17 protein-coding genes are annotated in these 19,057 nt (G+C 65.4%); 1 reads left to right on the top strand and 16 read right to left on the bottom strand.

What is annotated here, in order from left to right; translation table 11 throughout:
- Positions 1 to 33: 33 nt before the first annotated feature.
- The 15 genes from G342_RS0116790 to G342_RS0116720 all read right to left on the bottom strand — a co-directional run bounded on the left by G342_RS0116790 (position 34) and on the right by G342_RS0116720 (position 16,540).
- Positions 34 to 1,173, bottom strand: a complete 1,140-nt coding sequence (locus tag G342_RS0116790) for a Re/Si-specific NAD(P)(+) transhydrogenase subunit alpha (protein ID WP_018184330.1) — start codon at positions 1,171 to 1,173, stop codon at positions 34 to 36.
- 249 nt (positions 1,174 to 1,422) lie between these two features.
- A complete protein-coding gene (locus G342_RS0116785; RefSeq protein WP_018184329.1) occupies positions 1,423 to 2,706 on the bottom strand; it encodes an ArgE/DapE family deacylase in 1,284 nt (427 codons plus the stop codon).
- Positions 2,707 to 2,805: 99 nt separating this feature from the next.
- Complete coding sequence (locus G342_RS0116780; RefSeq protein WP_018184328.1) at positions 2,806 to 3,792, bottom strand: LLM class flavin-dependent oxidoreductase; 987 nt, start codon at positions 3,790 to 3,792, stop codon at positions 2,806 to 2,808.
- 21 nt (positions 3,793 to 3,813) lie between these two features.
- Positions 3,814 to 4,584, bottom strand: a complete 771-nt coding sequence (locus G342_RS0116775) for a CoA-transferase subunit beta (protein WP_018184327.1) — start codon at positions 4,582 to 4,584, stop codon at positions 3,814 to 3,816.
- Positions 4,577 to 5,542 carry a CoA transferase subunit A gene (locus G342_RS0116770; RefSeq protein WP_018184326.1) on the bottom strand — a complete coding sequence of 322 codons (966 nt, stop codon included), beginning with the start codon at positions 5,540 to 5,542 and terminating at the stop codon, positions 4,577 to 4,579. Before G342_RS0116770 ends, G342_RS0116775 begins: the two co-directional genes overlap by 8 nt.
- A gap of 37 nt (positions 5,543 to 5,579) precedes the next feature.
- Positions 5,580 to 7,082: a pyridoxal-phosphate dependent enzyme gene (locus tag G342_RS0116765; protein ID WP_018184325.1), complete on the bottom strand. Its 1,503-nt coding sequence runs from the start codon at positions 7,080 to 7,082 to the stop codon at positions 5,580 to 5,582.
- A 134-nt stretch (positions 7,083 to 7,216) separates the two neighbouring features.
- Positions 7,217 to 9,646: a 5-amino-6-(D-ribitylamino)uracil--L-tyrosine 4-hydroxyphenyl transferase CofH gene (cofH, locus tag G342_RS0116760; protein ID WP_018184324.1), complete on the bottom strand. Its 2,430-nt coding sequence runs from the start codon at positions 9,644 to 9,646 to the stop codon at positions 7,217 to 7,219.
- Positions 9,643 to 10,347, bottom strand: a complete 705-nt coding sequence (gene cofC / locus G342_RS0116755) for a 2-phospho-L-lactate guanylyltransferase (RefSeq protein WP_018184323.1) — start codon at positions 10,345 to 10,347, stop codon at positions 9,643 to 9,645. Before cofC ends, cofH begins: the two co-directional genes overlap by 4 nt.
- Positions 10,344 to 11,342, bottom strand: coding sequence for a 2-phospho-L-lactate transferase (cofD, locus tag G342_RS0116750; RefSeq protein ID WP_018184322.1), 999 nt, complete (start codon positions 11,340 to 11,342; stop codon positions 10,344 to 10,346). Before cofD ends, cofC begins: the two co-directional genes overlap by 4 nt.
- Entirely contained in the window at positions 11,339 to 12,118 is a 780-nt protein-coding gene (cofE, locus tag G342_RS0116745; protein WP_018184321.1) for a coenzyme F420-0:L-glutamate ligase, read from the bottom strand. Before cofE ends, cofD begins: the two co-directional genes overlap by 4 nt.
- A gap of 5 nt (positions 12,119 to 12,123) precedes the next feature.
- A complete protein-coding gene (gene npdG / locus G342_RS0116740; RefSeq protein WP_018184320.1) occupies positions 12,124 to 12,789 on the bottom strand; it encodes an NADPH-dependent F420 reductase in 666 nt (221 codons plus the stop codon).
- Between the two features lie 335 nt (positions 12,790 to 13,124).
- The gene (locus G342_RS0116735) at positions 13,125 to 13,844 is read right to left on the bottom strand and encodes an ABC transporter ATP-binding protein (RefSeq protein ID WP_018184319.1); all 720 of its coding nucleotides are present in this window, start codon (positions 13,842 to 13,844) and stop codon (positions 13,125 to 13,127) included.
- Complete coding sequence (locus G342_RS0116730; protein WP_018184318.1) at positions 13,837 to 14,631, bottom strand: ABC transporter ATP-binding protein; 795 nt, start codon at positions 14,629 to 14,631, stop codon at positions 13,837 to 13,839. Before G342_RS0116730 ends, G342_RS0116735 begins: the two co-directional genes overlap by 8 nt.
- On the bottom strand, positions 14,628 to 15,671 hold the full coding sequence (locus G342_RS0116725) for a branched-chain amino acid ABC transporter permease (RefSeq protein WP_018184317.1): 1,044 nt from the start codon (positions 15,669 to 15,671) through the stop codon (positions 14,628 to 14,630). Before G342_RS0116725 ends, G342_RS0116730 begins: the two co-directional genes overlap by 4 nt.
- Complete coding sequence (locus G342_RS0116720; protein WP_026304530.1) at positions 15,668 to 16,540, bottom strand: branched-chain amino acid ABC transporter permease; 873 nt, start codon at positions 16,538 to 16,540, stop codon at positions 15,668 to 15,670. The genes G342_RS0116725 and G342_RS0116720 overlap by 4 nt, the downstream gene beginning before the upstream one ends.
- A gap of 821 nt (positions 16,541 to 17,361) precedes the next feature.
- Here G342_RS0116720 and G342_RS0116715 point away from each other — a divergent pair.
- Positions 17,362 to 18,567, top strand: coding sequence for a diaminopropionate ammonia-lyase (locus G342_RS0116715; protein WP_018184315.1), 1,206 nt, complete (start codon positions 17,362 to 17,364; stop codon positions 18,565 to 18,567).
- 118 nt (positions 18,568 to 18,685) lie between these two features.
- On the opposite strand, the gene G342_RS0116710 is transcribed toward G342_RS0116715, so the two are convergent.
- Entirely contained in the window at positions 18,686 to 18,877 is a 192-nt protein-coding gene (locus G342_RS0116710; protein ID WP_018184314.1) for a CsbD family protein, read from the bottom strand.
- Positions 18,878 to 19,057: the final 180 nt, after the last annotated feature.

Genomic DNA, 19,057 nt, shown 5'->3' with positions numbered 1-19,057 from the left:
AGCCGCGTCAGCGCGGCCGGCCGGCGAAGCCGGTCAGCTCGCCAGCGCGTTGGCAAAGGACGGATGAACGATCTGCCCTCCCCGCGTCAGATTGGTGCTCTTGATCAGATCATCGTCCCAGTTGATCGCGAGGTCGGCGGTGCGCTGATCGACGAGCGTCGAGACGAACGAGTAGAGATTGCGCGCATAGAGATTGGATGCGGTGGCAGCGACTCGCAGCACGCTCGAATTGCCGAGGATCTTCACGCCATTGGCGGTGGTGACCACCTCGCCGGCCTTCGCTCCCTCGACATTGCCGCCGCGCTCGACGGCGAGATCGACGATCACCGATCCGGCACGCATCGGCTCGATCATCGCCGAGGTGATCAGGATCGGCGCCGTACGGCCCGGGATCAGCGCTGTGGTGATGACGATGTCCTGGCGGCGGAGATGCTCGCTGACGAGCTCCGCCTGCTTGGCCTGGTAGGCCTTCGACATCTCCTTGGCATAGCCGCCGGCGGCCTCGGCCTTCTTGAACTCGTCGTCCTCGACGGCGATGAACTTGGCGCCGAGCGACTCGACCTGTTCGCGCGCCGCCGGACGAACATCCGTGGCCGTCACCACGGCGCCGAGGCGCCGCGCGGTGGCGATCGCCTGCAGGCCGGCGACGCCGGCGCCCATGACGAAGATCTGGGCGGCGGGGACGGTGCCGGCCGCGGTCATCATCATCGGCAGCGAGCGCGTGTAAGCGGCTGAGGCGTCGATCACCGAGCGGTAGCCGGCCAGATTGGCCTGGCTCGACAGCACGTCCATGCTCTGCGCCCGGGTGATGCGCGGCATAAGCTCCATGGCGAAGGCGGAGACGCCGGCGCTCGCCATGACGTCGAGCGAGTCGGCCGGGCGATGCGGATCCATGGTAGCGATGACGATCGCGCCCGGCTTGCAGGCGCGGATGACGTCTGCCGAGGGCCGGTTGACCGACAGCACGATGTCGGCATGGCGGACCGTCGTGGCGGCGTCGGGCGCGACACGGGCACCGGCACGCTCGAACTCCTGATCGGAGAAGCCGGCGCCGTGGCCGGCGCCGCCCTGTACCAGGACCTTCCCGCCCAGCGTCTCGTATTTCTTCACCGTCTCCGGGGTGGCTGCCACCCGCGTGTCGGTCATCGTATCGGACAGAACCGCAATATGCATGGCCTCGTCTCCTGAACTGGCAAGACGGCAGAGCCGACAGTGTGCCCCCACGGTCATTTGCCCTGACATCGAGCCCACACTGCGCCCAGCGCAAAATAGAATCAACCTATTTATAGTAAGATAGAAACTATTGATGTCGAAATTAATAGCCACCTCAGGGCACAACCCCAGAGCGAAACGCGCATAAAAAAAGAGGCATCGCCAGGCGATGCCTCTTCCCCTCCTCGGGCCGCTGCGGGTCGGCGGCCGTCAGGCCTTCGCGATCGGCTCGCTGTTGCACCAGTCATAGATGCTGAGCGCCATCACCTTGATCGAGGTGAGGTAGTCGTCGATCGAGACATATTCGTCATTGGCGTGCATGACCGCCGTCGAGCCCGGTCCGAAGATCACGGTCGGGGTATGGCCGTACTCGTTCAGGAAGCGGGTATCCGCGGCGCCCTGGCGGCCGCTGATCACTGGCGTCTTGCCCGTCACCTCGGTATAGGTCCGGCACACCGTCTCGACGATGCCGTGGTCGCGCGGGATCTCGGACGCCTGCGCGTCATAGCCGACGAAGCGGACGACCGGCGGATGGTCCTTCATCCAGGGATCGTTCTTCGCCATTTCGGCGATCTTGTCGACGAGGCTCTGCTTGACGCCCTCGTGGTCCTCGCCCGGCACGGTGCCGATGCTGCCCTTGAGCACGGCGCTGGCCGGGAAGGCGCTCGGATAGTTGCCGGCCTGGAACGAGCCGATGATGCAGGGCAGCGAGTCGAGCGCGCTCGGGTAGAGCGGATGCTTCACCGTCGCGACGCGGTGATCCTCCAGCTCCTGCACGGCCTTGACGACCTTGTTGCCGAGCTCGATGGCGCTGATGCCCATATAGCGCTGCTGGATGCCGGCCGGCTTGCCCTGCACGTCGATCTGGAACCAGATGCGGCCGATGCAGGCAGGCTGGACGGCGAGATCGCTGGTCTCGCCCGAGATGCCGGCGTCAGCGGTGTAGCCGCGGATGACGGTATCGAGCGTGCCGTGACCCGACACCTCCTCGTCGATGACGACGTTGATGTAGACATCGCCCTTCAGATCGATGCCGGCTTCCTTCAGATACTGGACTGCCAGGATGTGGCTGGCGACGCCGCTCTTCATGTCGCAGGAGCCGCGGCCATAGATGCGGCCATCCTTGATGGCGGCCGACCACGGATCATCGCTCCAGCCCTCGCCATTGCCGACCGGGATGACGTCGGTATGGCCGTTCAGCAGCAGCGAGCGGCCGCCACCGGTACCCTTGCGGGTGGCGACGATGTTGGGGCGCCCCTCATAGCCGCGATCGACCGGACGGTAGCCGGGGTGCTTCTTCAGCTCTTCCCAGTCCGTCTCCCACATGTCGACGTCGAGGCCGATCCCGGTCATGTAGCCGGAGACGAACTCCTGGATCGCGGCCTCGTCGCCGGTCACGCTGGGAATGGCGATCATGTCCTGCAGGAAACGGATCGCCTGATCACGGTTCCCGTCGATCGCATCGATAATCTTCTGGCGGTTGGCATCGGTCATGGAGAAGTCCCCGGAATCCTTCTGGACGTTGTTGTTCTTCCGCGAATGGCAGCGGCCCGCCCCCGCGCGGTAACGCGCGGGGGCTTTTGGCAAGACGGCTTAGAGAGCCTTCAGGCGCGGAATGATCTCGCGGGCGATCGTCTCGATCTGGTCCGTCTGATACTTGTAGGGGACGAAGATGATCTTCTGGACGCCGGCGTCGATATGGGCGCGAAGCTGCTCGACGCACTCGTCGACCGAGCCCATGATCGCGCTCTCGCGGGTGCAGTCGCTGTGCTCCGGGAAATCCCATTCCTTGTTGAGCCAGTCCATCATGTCGTCGTGGACGGCTTCCTTGGACGGGCCGACCATGATCGGCAGCTGCGAGGCGTTCATGACCTTCGACGGGTCCTTGCCGGCATCCTTGGCGAAGCCGAGCACCTTGTCCCACGACTTCTTGAAGTCTTCGGCGCGATAGAAATAGGTCAGCCAGCCATCGCCGGTGGTGCCGGCACGCTTCAGCGCCGCATCGGCATAGCCGCCAATCAGGATCGGCAAATGCGGCTGCGCGGGCTTGGGATACATCACCGCCTTCGACAGCTTGTAATTGAGCTGCACGCCGGTAGCTTCGTCCTCGATCGTATAGTCGCCAGTGACGAGGTCTTCGGTCCACAGGCGGCGCATGATCTCAAGGTTCTGGTCCATGATCTTGCCGCGCTTGCTGAACGGCAGGCTCATGGCGTCGAACTCGCGCTTGTACCAGCCGGCGGCCATGCCCATGACAAGGCGACCATTCGACAGTTGGTCCATCGACGAAAGCTGCTTGGCGAGCGCGACCGGATTGCGCAGCGGCAGGACGAGGATGCCCGTGCCCATCTTGAGGCGAGTGGTGCGGGCGGCGATGCCGGTCAGCGCGGTCAGCGAGTCGATGATCGGGAAGTTCGGGTCGACGCCGAGCAGCATGTGATCCCAGACCCATACCGAATCGTAGCCGAGCTCCTCGACGCGGACGCCGTAGTCAACGAGCGCGCGGGCATCGGGCATGTTCGGATAGGCGACGAAGTTCCGCGCGGCGATGCCGAACGTGTTGGACAGAGCAGTGGTCATTGAAGTCCTCCCAATGAAAAATCAGGCAGTGAAGAGCCGCTCGGGATCGAGCATCCGCAGCGTCTCGAGTTCGTGCTCGGTTGGCGGCGCGGTGATCGCGATCTGCTCGTCGAAGACGAGGTCGAAGCCGGTATTGTCCTGGACGTTCTCGCGGCTGACGCCGGGATTGAGGGCCAGAACCTTCATCCGGCGCGTCTCGGCATCGAAGCCGAAGACGGCGAGTTCGGTGATGACGCGGAACATGCCGCCGGCCGGCAGGCCGCTCTCGGCGCGGCTCGTGCCGCCCCGGATGAATCCGGGGCTGGTGATGAAGTCGACATGCTCCACGAAGCGGCGCTTCTCGTGCTTCATCGCCACGATCATGTTGGTGAGGCTCGAGATGTCGTTGCCACCACCCGTGCCGGGCAGACGCGTCTTCGGCGCGGCGGGATCGCCGATGAAGGACGAGTTCAGATTGCCGAACTGGTCGATCTGGGCGCCGCCCATGAAGCCGATGTCGACATAGCCGCGCTGCAAGAGCAGCAACACGTCGGCGCTGCCGAGCACCATGTTGGCGCGCTTGGTGCAGCGCTGGTCATTGGTCGAGGGCGGCAGCTTGCCGGGCTCGACGAAGGCGCCGACGACACCGCCTTCGAACAGGATGGTGAGGCCCGGGCAACGAAGCCGCTGGGCCAGCGTCGCGGCGAGAAGCGGCGTGCCGACGCCGGCGAACACCACCTGCCCGTCCTTCAGCTGACGGGAGCTGAGGATCGCCAGGATCTCACTGGCTGTGTAGCGCGGGGTATCAGTCATTGTAGATGCTCCGGCCCCTCTGGCTCGCTTCGAGGACTTCTTCCATGCCGATCAGCGAGAGGTATTCGTTCCAGGATTTCGGCGCGTAGAAGTAGCGCTCGAGGTAATCGCGCATGCCTTCCACCGGGTCCGAATTGACCTGGCCGACATAGGCTTCCATGTGCTTCAGCATCGGCTCGTACAGGCCGAAGCACTCATGCGGCGCCGAGCCGTAGGGAACCTCGACGACGGCATCGACACAGAAGAACGGGATCTTGGTCTGGTCGGGCGCGCGGCGGATCTGGTCGTTGGAGACGATCCGCTCGGTCGTCAGGATGACCCGGTTGGCGGCAAGCGCCAGGTCGATGTCCATGAACTGCAGGCCGTCGATCTGCGCATTGCCATAGGCGTCGCAACGCTGGACGTGGATCAACGCCACGTCGGGATTGAGCGCCGGCACCAGCAGCAGCTTCTCGCCGGTGAACGGGCAATCGATCGGCTTGGCCTCGGGGCGCTGATCCATGACGCCGGAACCGAGCATCGAACGGATCGGCAGGAACGGCACGCCCATGCCGCCGGCACGGAAGCGCATGCCGACCGCCATGTGGCTCCATTCCTCGTAGCGGGCGAGGCCCTGCTCGACATGGCGCCGCATCACCTTGGACAGACCCCACAGGATGCCCTGCGCGAACCAGCTGGTGATGATGTGGTCGGAGACGCCGGATCCGAACAGGATGTCGCCATCCGTCGAGGTTATGGCCCGCGAGCAGGACAGGTTCTTGCGGCGCTGGCGGACCAGCTCCCAGATCATCGCCATCGGCGTGCGCGACATGGTGGAACCACCGATGCCGACCTTCATGCCGTCCTGGACGAAGGAGGCAGCTTCCTCCAGCGTCATCACCTTTTCGCGCAGACTGCGGTCGCGCTGGGACAGATTCTCCCTGAGCCGCTCGTAGGGCTCTACCTGGGCGTTCAGCACACGCTTCTCCTTACGCTGGCGGCACGGGCCGCTTCTGCTAGTTCAGGCCGACTTCGGCATTGAATTCGGTGATGAGCCGGTCCCAGGCGGGCACGGACGCGGCGATGTCCTTCCAGAAGGACTGCTGGCGGCGACCGTCGAAATCCTCGACGGTGACGCCCTGCTGCTCGACCCAGGTGTAGTAACCGAGGTTGAACACCCGCCGCCGGCCCGGCTGGCCGAGTTCGAGCACATGCTCGTCGGACAGCTCGGCTAGGCAGCTCGCGAAGATCCCGCCGGCATCGGCAGACGAGAAGCCGCCGGGATAGAACTTCGTTTCAGCCCCCTGCATCTCGGTTTCGTAGAGACGGGCGCTGTCGGTGGCGATCGTCATCACGACATCGTCCGGGCCGTAATCCATGTAGCGGGCGAGCTTGATCGCCGCCGCAATGTTGGCAAGGCCGGAAATGCCGATCTCGGCGAAGGCAGCGACGAGATCGCCGTCGAGGTCCGGGCGCGACGCCAGATAGGCCTTGCCGGTCGGGGTGTTGAACAGCAGGTTGAGCTTGTCGCTGACCCGGTCGGAGACGGCGATGACGAAATCCGTGTTCATCACGTTGTGGATCAGCGGGATGTGCTTGTCGCCGATGCCCTGGATGTTGTGCTCGCCATAACCGTTCTCCAGCATGGTCGGGCATTCGAGCGCCTCGACGGCGGCGATGCGGGTGCCATGCGCCTGCTTCAGGCGGTCGCCTGCCGCGATCGTGCCGGCGGAACCGGTGGCCGAGACGAAGGCGGCAAGCCGGGCATCCGTATGCTTCGCCTGGACGTCGGTGAACACCCGATCGCAGGCAGCGCCCGTGCAGGCGTAATGCGCCATGTAGTTCGAGAAGGCGGAGAACTGGTTGAGGATGACGTTGTCGTCGCTCGCCGCCAGTTCATGGCACTTGTCGTAGATTTCCTTGACGTTGCTCTCGGTGCCGGGCGTGCGGATGATGTGCGAGGGATCGGCGACCCAGCGCTCGAGCCAGTCGTAGCGCTCGCGGCTCATGCCCTCGGGCAGCACGGCGATGCCGTCGCAGCCGAGGATACGGGAGATGGCGACGCCGCCGCGGCAATAATTGCCGGTCGACGGCCAGACGGCGCGATTCTGGTCGGGATCGAACTGGCCGGTGACGAGCCGCGTCACGAGGCCCGCATAGGCCGGCAGCACCTTGTGGGCGCCAATCATCGGAAAGCGCGAACCGAGCAGGACGACGATCGGCGCGCGAACGCCGGTCAGGGCCTGTGGCAGCACGACATGGGCCGGCACGTCGACGCGGCCACGCCGGTCGGGACCGTTGTACCAGTGCACCCGCCAGAGGTTTTCGGCATGCGGCGCATCCGGATCGACATCGGCGAGCCGCGCCTCTACCTTGGCCGGGATCGGCGCCTGGCCGGCGAGCTCGGCGAAGGTCGGCAGCACGATGCCGCGACTGCGCGCACGCTCCACGGCGGCGCGGCGTACCGCCCCGTCAGTTATCTCGGGCATGGCGACGAGCCCCGTCACGACATCCGCCATCTCTGCTAGCTCCCGTCCCCATTCAGCCGCCCCACTCAACGGCCAAATCAGGCTATCATACTAATGTTAGTACTACTATCCCATGGCGTGAATATTCCACCGCGCGGACGCGGTGGAATGGGATCGCGAGGCCGTCAGTTGGCGTAGGCGGGCTCAGGCGGCGCCGAAATGTCCTGGCGCGGCGAGAAGGAACGCTCGTAGAGATCGGTCGGCGGATGGCCGTAGAGCGTGTTGCGCTGGCGCGGCAGGCGGTCGGCCGTGCGGATGATTTCCTCCATCCGCTGTGGCGTCATTTCCTGGCCGTGGCTGGCGCCGGCGGAGCGCGAGATGCTCTCGTCCATCAGCGTGCCGCCAAGATCGTTGACGCCGGCATTCAGGCAATGCCGTACGCCGTCCGGACCGAGCTTGACCCAGGAAGCCTGGATATTGGTGATGTGCGGGTGCAGCGCCAGGCGCGCCACCGCATGCATCAACATCACTTCCCGGAAGGTCGGCCCCGGCCGCGACTTGCCCTTGAGGTAGATCGGCGCCTCCATGTGGACGAAGGGCAGCGGCACGAACTCGGTGAAGCCGCCGGTCTCCGCCTGCAGATCGCGGACGCGGATCAGATGGCGCGCCCAGTGCTCGTAGCGCTCGATATGGCCGAACATGATCGTGGCGGTCGAGCGGTAGCCGAGGCCGTGCGCGGTGCGCATGACGTCGAGCCACTCGGCGGTGTTGACCTTGTCGGCGCAGAGCAGCGCCCGCACTTCGTCGTCGAGGATCTCGGCCGCCGTGCCGGGCAAGGTATTGAGCCCGGCCACCTTCAGCTGCTGCAGGAACTCGGCCACCGGAATGCCGAGCGTCTTGGCGCCCTGCGAGACCTCGAGCGGCGAGAAGGCATGCATGTGCATGCCGGGCACGCTTTCCTTCACCGCCTGGCAGAGCTCCAGATATTTCCGGCCGGTATAGGAGGGATGGATGCCGCCCTGCATGCAGACTTCCGACGCCCCGCGCTCGGCCGCCTCGCGCACCCGGCGCGCGACTTCCTCCATCTCCAGATCATAGGGACGGCCGCGCAGGTTCTCGCTCATCTTGCCCTTCGAGAAGGCGCAAAACTGGCATTTGAAGTAGCAGACATTGGTGTAGTTGATGTTGCGGGTGACGACGTAGCTGACGATGTCGCCATTCACCTTGCGGCGAAGCTCGTCGGCGGCGGCGCAGACGGCCGTGAACTCCTCGCCACGCGCCCGGAATAGCCGCACGATCTCGGCTTCGCTCAGCGCCTTGGCGGCCATCGCCTTGTCGAGGATCGCCCGTACTTCGGCCTTGCTGGCGGAAGGCGCCTTGGTCGAAGACGGCGCCTTGGCCCGCAGCAGCGCGACATCGTTCTGCGGCAGCGGATCGGCGCGGCCCGGACACCAGCTGTCGCTGCGCGGCCAGCCGTCGCCATCGACGAGATTGTAGAGGCCGGTCCGCAGCGCCGGATCGACCCAGCGCAGCGAATGGCGCGCATGCGCCGGATAGATAGCCAGCCGTTCGGTCAGTTCCTTGCCGGCGGCGCGGGTCGCCTCGGCGAGCTCCTGCACATGCGGCCACGGCGCCTCGGGATTGACGTGGTCCGGCGTGACCGGCGAGACGCCGCCCCAATCATTGATGCCGGCAGCGACGATCTGCGGCAGCGCGCCCGGGCTCAGATTTGGCGGCGCCTGGATGTTCATCTCCGGCTCGAAGATCAGACGCGTGATGGCGATGGTCCAGAGGTGGTCTTCTTCAGACGGCGCCTCGACGTCAGCCATCTTGGTATCGGCCTTGGGCCGGAAATTCTGGACGATGATCTCCTGGATGTGGCCATGCGCATCGTTCAGCTCGCGCAGCGCCAGCAGCGCGTCGATGCGCTCGGCGCGCGTCTCGCCGATGCCGATCAGGATACCGGAGGTGAAGGGGACCGCCTGCTCGCCGGCGCGACGGATGGTGTCGAGACGCGCTGCCGGCAGCTTGTCGGGCGAGCCGTAATGGGCGCCGCCCTTGGCGCAAAGCCGCTCCGAGGTGCTCTCCAGCATGATGCCCTGCGATATCGAGACCCGGCGCAGCGCGACGAGGTCGGCATCGGTCAGCAATCCCGGATTGGCATGCGGCAGCAGGCCGGTCTCGCGGTAGACCATCTCGGCCATCTCGGCCAGATAGGACAAGGTCGTCTCGTGGCCGAGCGCGGCGAGTTCCTCGCGAGCGATCTTGTAGCGCAGCTCCGGCTTGTCGCCGAGCGTGAACAGCGCCTCCTTGCAGCCGGCCTTCTTGCCGGCCACGGCGATCGCCAGAACCTCCTCGCGCGTCAGGAAGGCGCGTTCGCCCTTCCGCGGCGGATGGGCGAAGGTGCAATAATGGCAAACGTCCCGGCAGAGCTGCGTCAGCGGAATGAAGACTTTTCGCGAATAGGAGACGAGGTCGCCATGGGCGAAGTCGCGCCGCGCCGAGGCAGCGGCCAACAGCGGCGACAGGTCATCCATATCGACCAGCCCGAGCGCCTCGTCGCGGGTCAGCCGGCGGTCGTGGGCAAAATCGGCGAGAAGCGTCTGGATGCTCATGGCAAAAATGCCTCCTTGGATGAACCCGCGGCAACCGGGAGAGAGACGCCGAGAAGACGGCCGAGACAGGCGCGCGTGTGGCTCGCCCGCCCTGCCCCGGCTTCGATGAAGAGATCAGCCGCGACGTCGATGTCGTGGCCGGCGCCCTCGAGCCGCAATGTCTGCGGCGTGATGCCGAGCGCATGCGCGGCGGCGACGTGCCGGGCGAAGCTGTCGGGACCGAAGGCGGGCGGCATCAGCAAGGGCGGCGCGACCGCCAGCATGTTGGTGCCGCCGTCGCGCGTGGCGGGAACCACGACGATCGGGCTCTCGCCCGTCGCGGCGAGCACCGCGTCCAGCTCCGCCACCGTGACGAAAGGAATGTCGCCGGGGACCACAACGGCGCCGGCATGATAGCGGTCATCGAGCCAGCGCATGCCGTGCAGCACCGCCTCGTTGAAGCCAGTTTCCGGCGGATCGGCGATCACGGCCGCGTCATGCTCGGTCGCCAGCGCCGCGACCTCGACGTCGCTGGTGACGACGAGGATACCGGCAAGGCCCTCGACCCGGACCAGCGTGCCGAGCACATCCGACAGCATCGCCCGGGCGAGCTGCTTGCGGTCGGCCGGATCCAGGATGTCGGCGAGACGCGACTTGGCCCGATCGAGCTTTTTGACGGGGACCAGCGCCCAGACGTCCGGACCGGCGAGGATCGGGGTCATCGCGCCACCGCCCGCGTCGGATTTGCCATGGCGGTCCGCAGACTGTCGGCGAAACGGAGCACCTCGCGCGCGAGATGCTCGCGGTCCTCGTCCGTCTTCATCAGCGTCGGCGTGACATGGACGGGGCCGTCGATCGTTCCCCGCTCGCCGGCATCAACGTCGTCGATGACGAGGCCGTCCAGCAGACCTTCATAGTGTTGCGCGATGGCGCGCGACGTCGCCGGCACGCCGAGTTCGGCCATGATCTTGGCCGTCGGCCCCTTTACCGCCGCACCGCCGATGATCGGAGAAACGGCGATCACCGGCGCTGCCGCCTGTTCCAGCAACGCGCGGATGCCAGGCGTCGCCAGGATGGGGTCAATGCTGAGGAACGGATTGGACGGGCAGAGGATGACGGCGCGCAGATCCGGCGCCTGCAGCGCCTCGACAACCGGAGCGGATGGTCGCGCGGAGCTGGCGCCCTCGAAGGCGATGCCATGCACCGTCGGTGCGCAGCGGCGTTCGACGAAATAGCGCTGGAACGGCAACTGCCCTTCCGACGTCGTCAGAGTGGTGCGGATCGGATCGTCGGACATCGGCAGGATCGAAGCCGTGATGCCATGGGCGCGCGCTGCGCCCGCCATGAAGTCCGTCAGCGACCGGCCAGCCCGCAGCTGGTGCGTGCGCTCGACATGCAGCGCCAGATCGCGGTCGCCGAGCTGGAACCAGGCTTCGCCGCCGAGATGGGCCAGCGCCTGCATGAAGTTCCAGCTCTCGTCGGCGCGGCCCCAGCCGAGCTCCTTGTTGGCGATGCCGCCGAGCGTATAGAGCACCGTATCGAGATCCGGCGAGATCGACAGGCCGAGATGCTCGAAATCGTCGCCCGTGTTGACGACGAGCGAAAGGTCGGCGCCGACGAGGCGCGACAGTCCCAGCGCGAGCTTGGCGCCCCCCACTCCGCCGCAAAGGGCGACGACACGGCCCTTCCCGGCCTCCGGCAAAAGCTCCGTCTTCATCGGAACATATCCCTCTCGCGGCTTCGGATCAGCGACTTGGCGGGGTTTTCGGGCGCGGTGAAGCGGACACCGCGGATTAGGACAACGGGGACGCCTTCATCGGCCTGCCCCATCAGCAGCGAGGCGGCGGAGGCCAGCTCATCGGCGACCGCGATCTCGGTGACTTTCAACTTGCGGCCGAACAGGTCCTGGCTGCCGATGCGATCGACCAGCGAGGGTACGCCGGCCGCGCCCAGCGCCACGCCGACGACGCCGTTGCGCCAGGGGCGGCCGAAGCTGTCATTGATGACGACGCCGATCGTGACTCCGGACGCCTCTTCCAGCCGGCGCTTCAGTTCCGCCGCCGACCCGTCCGGGTCGCGCGGGAGGAGCAGCACGCGGCCGCCGCCATCGCCATCGCCATGGCTGATGTTGGATTCGTCGATGCCGGCGTTCGCCATGACGAAGCCGAGCCGATGCGCCGCGACGATCACATGCGGCCCGACCTTGACGATCTCGTCGGACTCGGAGAGCACCACCTCGACATGGCGCGGATCCTTGCCGACCTTCTTCGCCAGCTCCAGCGCCCGCTCGGACGGCTCGACCGTGTCGAGCTCGACATAGAGCCCTTCCGCCTTGGAGACGATCTTCTGGGCGAGAACGAGGATGTCACCCTCGACCAGATCGAGACCATTGTCCCGCAGGGCATCCAGCAGGATGCCGGCCAGATCATCCCCGGGCTCGACGAGCGGAACGCCCCGGAGAGCAAAGAAGGAAACGGACGCGGGCGCCGACATTCATTTCAAGCCCGGACGGCGTCTTCAAGGCCGGTGATGGCGATGCCGGCGCCCGGAACCTTGTAGGTCCGGTTGATCCAGATCAGCACCGAGGTCAGCGCCTCGGCCGCGGCCGAATTGGCAAGGACGCCGCCGCCGACGCCGCGATTGGCGACAGCCCCGGCGAGCTCGATGACGGCGTTGCGGGCTTCCTTGTCGTCGCTGAAGACGAGCACGTCGCAATCGATCTTGCCGCCGGCGTGCAGCTTGGTGGCGCCGACATTGTGGAAGGCGGAGACGACGCGGACATTCTCGCCGAGCAACTGCTGGGCGATCTGCGCTGCGGAACCGGCGCTCGGCAGCTGGACGGTGGAGACTTTCGGCGGCACCAGCGGCACGGCGGCGTCGACGACGATCTTGCCCTGCACGACGTCCTTGATCTCGTTGATCGTCGCGTCGTGGCTGGCGAACGGCACGGCCAGGATAACGATGTCCGCCGCGCGCGCGGCGCCGACATTATCCTCGCCGGTGACGTCGGCGCCGAGTTCCGGCGCGAGGGCTTCGGCCTTCTCACGCGAGCGGGAGCCGATCACGACCTTGTAGCCCGCGGTTGCCCAGCACTTGGCCAGACCCGAACCCAGATCGCCGGTTCCTCCGATGATGCCAATGACCGGCTTCGACGTTTCAGACATAAAATTCCTGCCCTGTAGCTCGCGTGGGGCGCCCGGGACCGGATCGCGCGACAGGCCCCTCGCCTGCTCCGCGCAGCCTCGTGTCGACGGCCGCTACACAAGAGTCGTACTATCAATAGAAAGATAAGACAAGCTGGTTTTGAAGGCGCGGATCGGAGCGGAAAGAGCTCCCGAACCAGCCCCTTCGGAACGAGCGCTTGCGGGGGCAGATGGCCACGCTGCAGGCGGATCGGGCCGCCCAAACGAAAACGACCGGCGCGACACCATCCGTCACGGCCGGTCGTCATCATGCGCGGGCGATGCACGCATCGCCGCTCACGAACCGAATTACAGGCTCAGGCGTGGGCGAGGCCCGCGCCGAGATAGGCCTCGCGGACATGCGGATCGTTGATCAGCTTGTCGCCCGGCCCCGCCAGCGCCATCGTGCCCGCCTCGAGCAGATAGGCGTAGTTGCACATGTCGAGCGCGGCATAGGCGTTCTGCTCGACCATCAGCACGGTGGTGCCGGATTCCCGGATGCCCCGGATAATGCCGAAAGTCTGCTCGACGATATTGGGCGCGAGGCCCAGCGACGGCTCGTCGAACATGATCAGCTTGGGTCGCGACATCATCGCACGACCGATGGCGAGCATCTGCTGCTCGCCGCCCGACAGCGTGCCGGCGACCTGCTTGCGACGCTCGGCAAGGCGCGGGAACAGCCCGAAGATCTTGTCGAGATCGCTGGTGATGCCCTTGCTGTCGGTGCGCAGGTAGCAGCCCATCTCGAGATTTTCGAGAACCGACATCTGGCTGAACACCCGCCGCCCTTCCGGACAATGGGCGATGCCGAGCGACAGGATCTTTCCGGCCGACATACCGGTAATGTCCTGGCCGTTGAAGACGATCTTGCCGGACGCCGCCGGCACGAGGCCGGAGATCGCCCGCAGCGTCGTGCTCTTGCCGGCTCCGTTGGCGCCGACCAGCACGACCAGTTGGCCTGCCGGGACGGTCAGCGAGATGCCCTTGAGCGCGGTGACCTTGCCGTAGCGGCAGACCAGGTTCGAGATCTCAAGCATGTTTCACTCCCTGCCCCAGATAGGCTTGGATGACGTCCGGATCGTTCTGGATCTGCGACGGCGTGCCGTTGGCGATGATGCGGCCGTAGTTGAGAACGACGATGCGGTCGGAGATGCCCATCACCATGGGCATGTCGTGCTCGACCAGCAGGATGGTCTTGCCATTGGCGCGGAGCTTGTTGAGCAGGTCGATGAAACGACCGGTTTCCGACGCGTTCATGCCCGAAACCGGCTCGTCCAGAAGCAGCGCCGACGGATTGGCGGCGAGTGCCAGTGCGACACCGAGCAGACGCTGGTCGCCATAAGGCAGGCTGCCGCCCATCTCGTCGGCCTGGTGATCGATGCCGACGAGACGAAGGATCTCCCAGACCTCCTCCCGCAAGGCGGCCTCGGCCCGGCGCTCGCTTGGAAGCGCGAGAATGGTGCCAAGCAGGCTGGCCTTGGTGCGCCGGTGTAGGCCGATCAGCACGTTCTCGAAGACCGAGATCTTCTCGAACACGCTGGTGCGCTGGAACGTACGGACCAGTCCGAGCGACGTCACCTCATGCGGCTTCAAGCCGTTCAACGACTCGCCGCGGAACGTCACCCTCCCCTTGGTCGGCTTCAGGAAGCCGGTGATGACGTTGAAGGCGGTGGTCTTGCCGGCGCCGTTCGGGCCGATCAGGCTGACCAGTTCGCCCTCGCGGACGTCGAAGTTCATGTCCGAGATGGCGATCAGCCCGCCGAAATGAACCGCGACGTGCTCGACGGCGAGGATCGGCTTCGCCGCAACCGCTGCGCTGCTCATGAGCGTGCTCCCTTGCTGGACTCGAGGACCAGGGCCGACCGCTTGGCGGCCGAGTTGCCGGTCTTGCGGGTGAACCAGCGTTCGACCGCCGGGACGATGCCCTCGGGCAGGACGAAGACGATCAGGATCATCAGCAGGCCATAGAGGATCCACTGCACCTCGGGGCCGACATAGTCGCGCAGGATCACCGGCGCGATGCCGAAGATCAGCCCGCCGACCAGCGGCCCGGCCAGCGTGCCCTTGCCGCCGGTGATCACCATGATCACCATCGTCACCGTGTTCAGGAACATGAAGACCATCGGATCGATGATCTGGATGTAGTGGGCGTAGAGCCCGCCCGCCGTACCTGCCATCGCGCCGGAAATCACCGCGGCGAGAACCAGGTATTTCGTCACGCTGACGCCGACCGACGTCGCCAGGGTCTCGTTCTCGCGAAGCGCGATCATGGCCCGGCCGTAGGGCGAGTTGACGATGCGCTTGATCAGCACATAGGCGAGCACGATGGTGGCGAGGACGACGTAGTAGTTCTGGCCCTTGCCCCACAGCGTCGCGAAGCCGGTCCACTCGAAGCCAAGCGTCAACGGCGGAATGCCCGGCAATGCCAGCGGCCCGTTGGTCAGCTCGACCCAGTTCAGCGAGACGAGGCGCACGACCTCGGCGAAGCTGATGGTGACGATGACGAAATAGGCGCCACGCACCCGGAAGGCGAGCTTGCCGATCAGATAGCCGCAGAGACCGGCGATGATCGTGCCGAGGATCACGCCGACCACGGCGGGCCAGGGTTCATGCGTGATCTGGACGCCGAAGATCGACAGGCTGAAGCCGAGCGACGTCAGCGCGCTGACATAGGCGCCGATGCCGAAGAAGGCGACATGGCCGAGGCTGAGCTGGCCGGTATAGCCGAGCAGCAGGTTCAGGCTCATGGCGGCGATGATGAAGATGCCGGTGACCACCAGCGTGTGCAGGAAATACTGGTCCTGCAGCCACAGCGGCACCGAGGCGAAGAACGCAACGGCGAGATAGGGAAGAAAGCGTTTCATCCGATGCGCTCCGAACGTGCGAACAGGCCCGTGGGCTTGAAGAGGAGGACGACGATGATGATCAGGAAGCCCATGGCGTCGCGATAGCCGGACGAGATGTAGCCGGCACCGATCTCCTCGGCGAAGGCGAGCATGAAGCCGCCGATCGCAGCGCCAGTGATGTTGCCGAGGCCGCCAAGGATGACGATGGCGAAGGCCTTGAGCGAGGCGAGATCGCCCATGGTCGGCGTCACCACGAAGACCGGGCCGAGCAGCGCTCCGGCGGCGGCGCCGAGGCCGGAGCCGAGCGCGAAGGTCGTCGTGTAGATGGCGTTGACGTTGACGCCCATCAGGGCGGCGGTGCCGCCGTCCTGGAATGTCGCCCGCATCGCCTTGCCGAGCTTGGTACGATTGATCAGCACATAGGTCGCGGCGATCAGGAACAACGACACGCCGAGGACCATGACCCGAAGCCAGGAGATCGAGACCGGCCCGATCACCAGCGGCTGTTCTGGCAAGGGCGACGGGATCGACTTGGCGATGCCGCCCCAGGTCAGATGCTCGACATTCTGGAGCACGATCCAGGCACCGATCATCAGCAACATCGTTGTATCGATGTCGGCCCCTCGCTTGGGTCGGAGCAGCGTGAATTCGATCACCGATCCCACCGCCATGCCGGCGACGATGGCGAACGCAATGGAGACGAAGAAATTCAGCCCCAGGATGGTCGCGAAGAAGTACATCATATATGCGCCGAGCGCATATAGCTCTCCATGCGTAAAGTTAACGATACGCATGATCCCGAATATCAGGGTCAAGCCAATGCCGAGCAAAGCATAGGTTCCACCCATGATTAGCGCATTGACTATGTGCTGAGATAGCTGATCCAAGACTGTTCCTCACCCTAATGGCAGACAGACAACGACTTCCTGGCATGCGGATTGCGGGCTTCGACGACGCCAAGGCAGATCGGCGGCACGCGCGGGATACGAGCCGACTCCCGCGGAAAACACGGAGGCCGCCATCCATCACACGAACATGCTCGCAAGCCGGCTTGGCGCACGCGCAGCCTTCGCCCTACAATGAGTCAGTCATTCACCATCGCCCTCCACCGCTGTCAGCAGATCACTCGGACGACGCCCGAAGCAGTTTCTCCCCCCGCTCCAGGGCGACGACTTCCGGCCTCCCGGCGACGCTCGTCACCATAGAAGACTGATGAATCTTTCTATCATCTCATTGTTAGCATGACAATGAGACCATCTCTAAGGTGCCACCGACTTCCACCTGTCGGCAAGCCGATATTTCAGCCAGCCGGCGGCTCAAAAACGGGCAGTCGTCGAGCGTCGCCACTCCGCCCTCGGAGCAGCGCCGGTCCGAACGGCCTCAGGAGTCGGATCGGACTTTCGTTGGTGATTTGACCTTGTCGCGCCAAGGTTTTGGCCGCCCCGCGCCATTCAATCCCCCTGCCAAAAGACCTCGCCAAGGTCTTGTCCTCGATGCCCGTCCCGGGACCTCGCGAACCGGCGACCCACAAAATTCGTGGCAATCCCCCAGGACCCGCCTACGGTGGATACTTTCATCATTCCGGCATTTGATGAAACAGAATTGCATCTGACACCCTGAAATCGCGGAAATATCTCGGGGCCGATGCGATATTCTCTACATGACAGTCGAGAACTCGTCATTGCCTCAGCTTCGGGAGTAAACCAGCTTGCTCATTCTGAACGCGCATCCCGACCATCGAAAGCCGCTCGATCCCGTCGACGCCGAGACGCTGGGCGTCGCTGCCGCACAGGAAGTCGAGCGCTATCTGTCCTTCCGCGACAACCACCGGCCGACACCGCTGGTCGCCCTGCCGCAGCTCGCTCGCGAGCTCGGCGTCGGCGCCGTCCATATCAAGGACGAAGGACTGCGGCTCGGGCTCGGCAGCTTCAAGGCACTCGGCGGCTCCTATGCCGTGATCCGCCTCGTATTGGAGGAAGCCTCGCGCCAGGCCGGGCGGACGGTCGACGTCGCCGAACTCCATAGTCCGGAAGTGCGGGCGGTCGCCGCCGGCATGACGGTCGCCTGCGCCACAGACGGCAACCATGGCCGCTCGGTCGCGCAGGGCGCCCAGCTGGTCGGCGCCCGGGCCGCGATATTCGTCCACTCCGGCGTCAGCGACGAGCGCATCGCCGCCATCGCGCGCTACGGCGCCGAGATGATCCGGGTCGACGGCAATTACGACGACTCCGTAGCCGAGGCGTCGCGCATGGCCGCCGAAAAGGGCTGGACCGTGGTGTCCGATACGTCCTGGCCCGGCTATGAGCGCATTCCGGGGCTGGTCATGCAGGGCTATACCGCGCTGCTGCGCGAGGCCCTGAAGGCTCTGCCCGAACCACCGACCCATGTCTTCGTGCAGGCCGGCGTCGGCGGCGTCGCAGCGGCGGTGTCGGGCTATTTCTCCATCGTCTTCGGCGAAAGCCGGCCGTTCTTTGTCGTCGTCGACCCGGCGCGCGCCGCCTGTCTGTTCGAAAGCGCCCGCGCCGGCCATGCGGTCAAGGTGGACCATGGCGAGGCGACGGTGATGGCGATGCTCGAATGCTACGAGCCGTCCATGGTCGCCTGGCGCATCCTGTCGCGACTGGCGGACGCCTTCATGACCGTGGACGAGGAGGAGGCCGTCGCAGTGATGAACCGCCTCGCGCGTCCGGCCGGCAACGATCCGGCGATCGTCGCGGGCGAGAGCGGCGGTGCCGGGCTTGCCGGATTGGTCAAGGTGGCGGCCGATCCCGCACTGCGCGCCCAGATCGGGCTGGGTCCCGACGCGCGGATCTTCCTCATCAATACCGAGGGAGCCACCGATCCGGAGCTCTACGAGAAGCTGGTGGGCCTGTCGCCCGAGGCCGTTGCCGAGGCCAACGCCGTCCCTGCCTAGCCCGGCTTGCCGCCCATGGCGCCTCGGCGCCATCCGACAGCGCTATCCAGACACACGAAACCCCGGTCGTTTCCGACCGGGGTTTCGCACATCTTCAAGGATGATTGACGAAAAGGCGTCAGGCCTTGTCGACGATATTCTTCACGGCATCCTTCGCCTTACCGACGGCCTGCTGAGCTTCGCCCTTGATTTCCTGGGCCTTGCCCTCGGCGCGAAGACGATCATTGTCTGTCGCCTTGCCGATACCCTGCTTCACATTGCCAACTGCCTCGTTGGCGACGCCCTTGATCTTGTCAGTCGTGCTGCTCATCGTGAAATCCTTCATGTTGAACTTGCAAGGGTCAACCACTGGAAACCGAATTGGTTCCGCAGCAGAACCGATTTGCGGCTGCCGACCGGCCAGAGCTGCCAAGCCGCCCCGCGCGCCCTCCCACGCCACCACGGTTGGAATCGTCGCTGCTTTCTGATAATCGAGCACCGTCCAACTTGG

Source organism: Kaistia granuli DSM 23481 (assembly GCF_000380505.1).
GTDB classification, from domain to species: domain Bacteria; phylum Pseudomonadota; class Alphaproteobacteria; order Rhizobiales; family Kaistiaceae; genus Kaistia; species Kaistia granuli.
The sequence above is the reverse complement of the archived record's forward strand: the minus strand, read 5'-3'. Positions and strand labels throughout refer to the sequence as shown.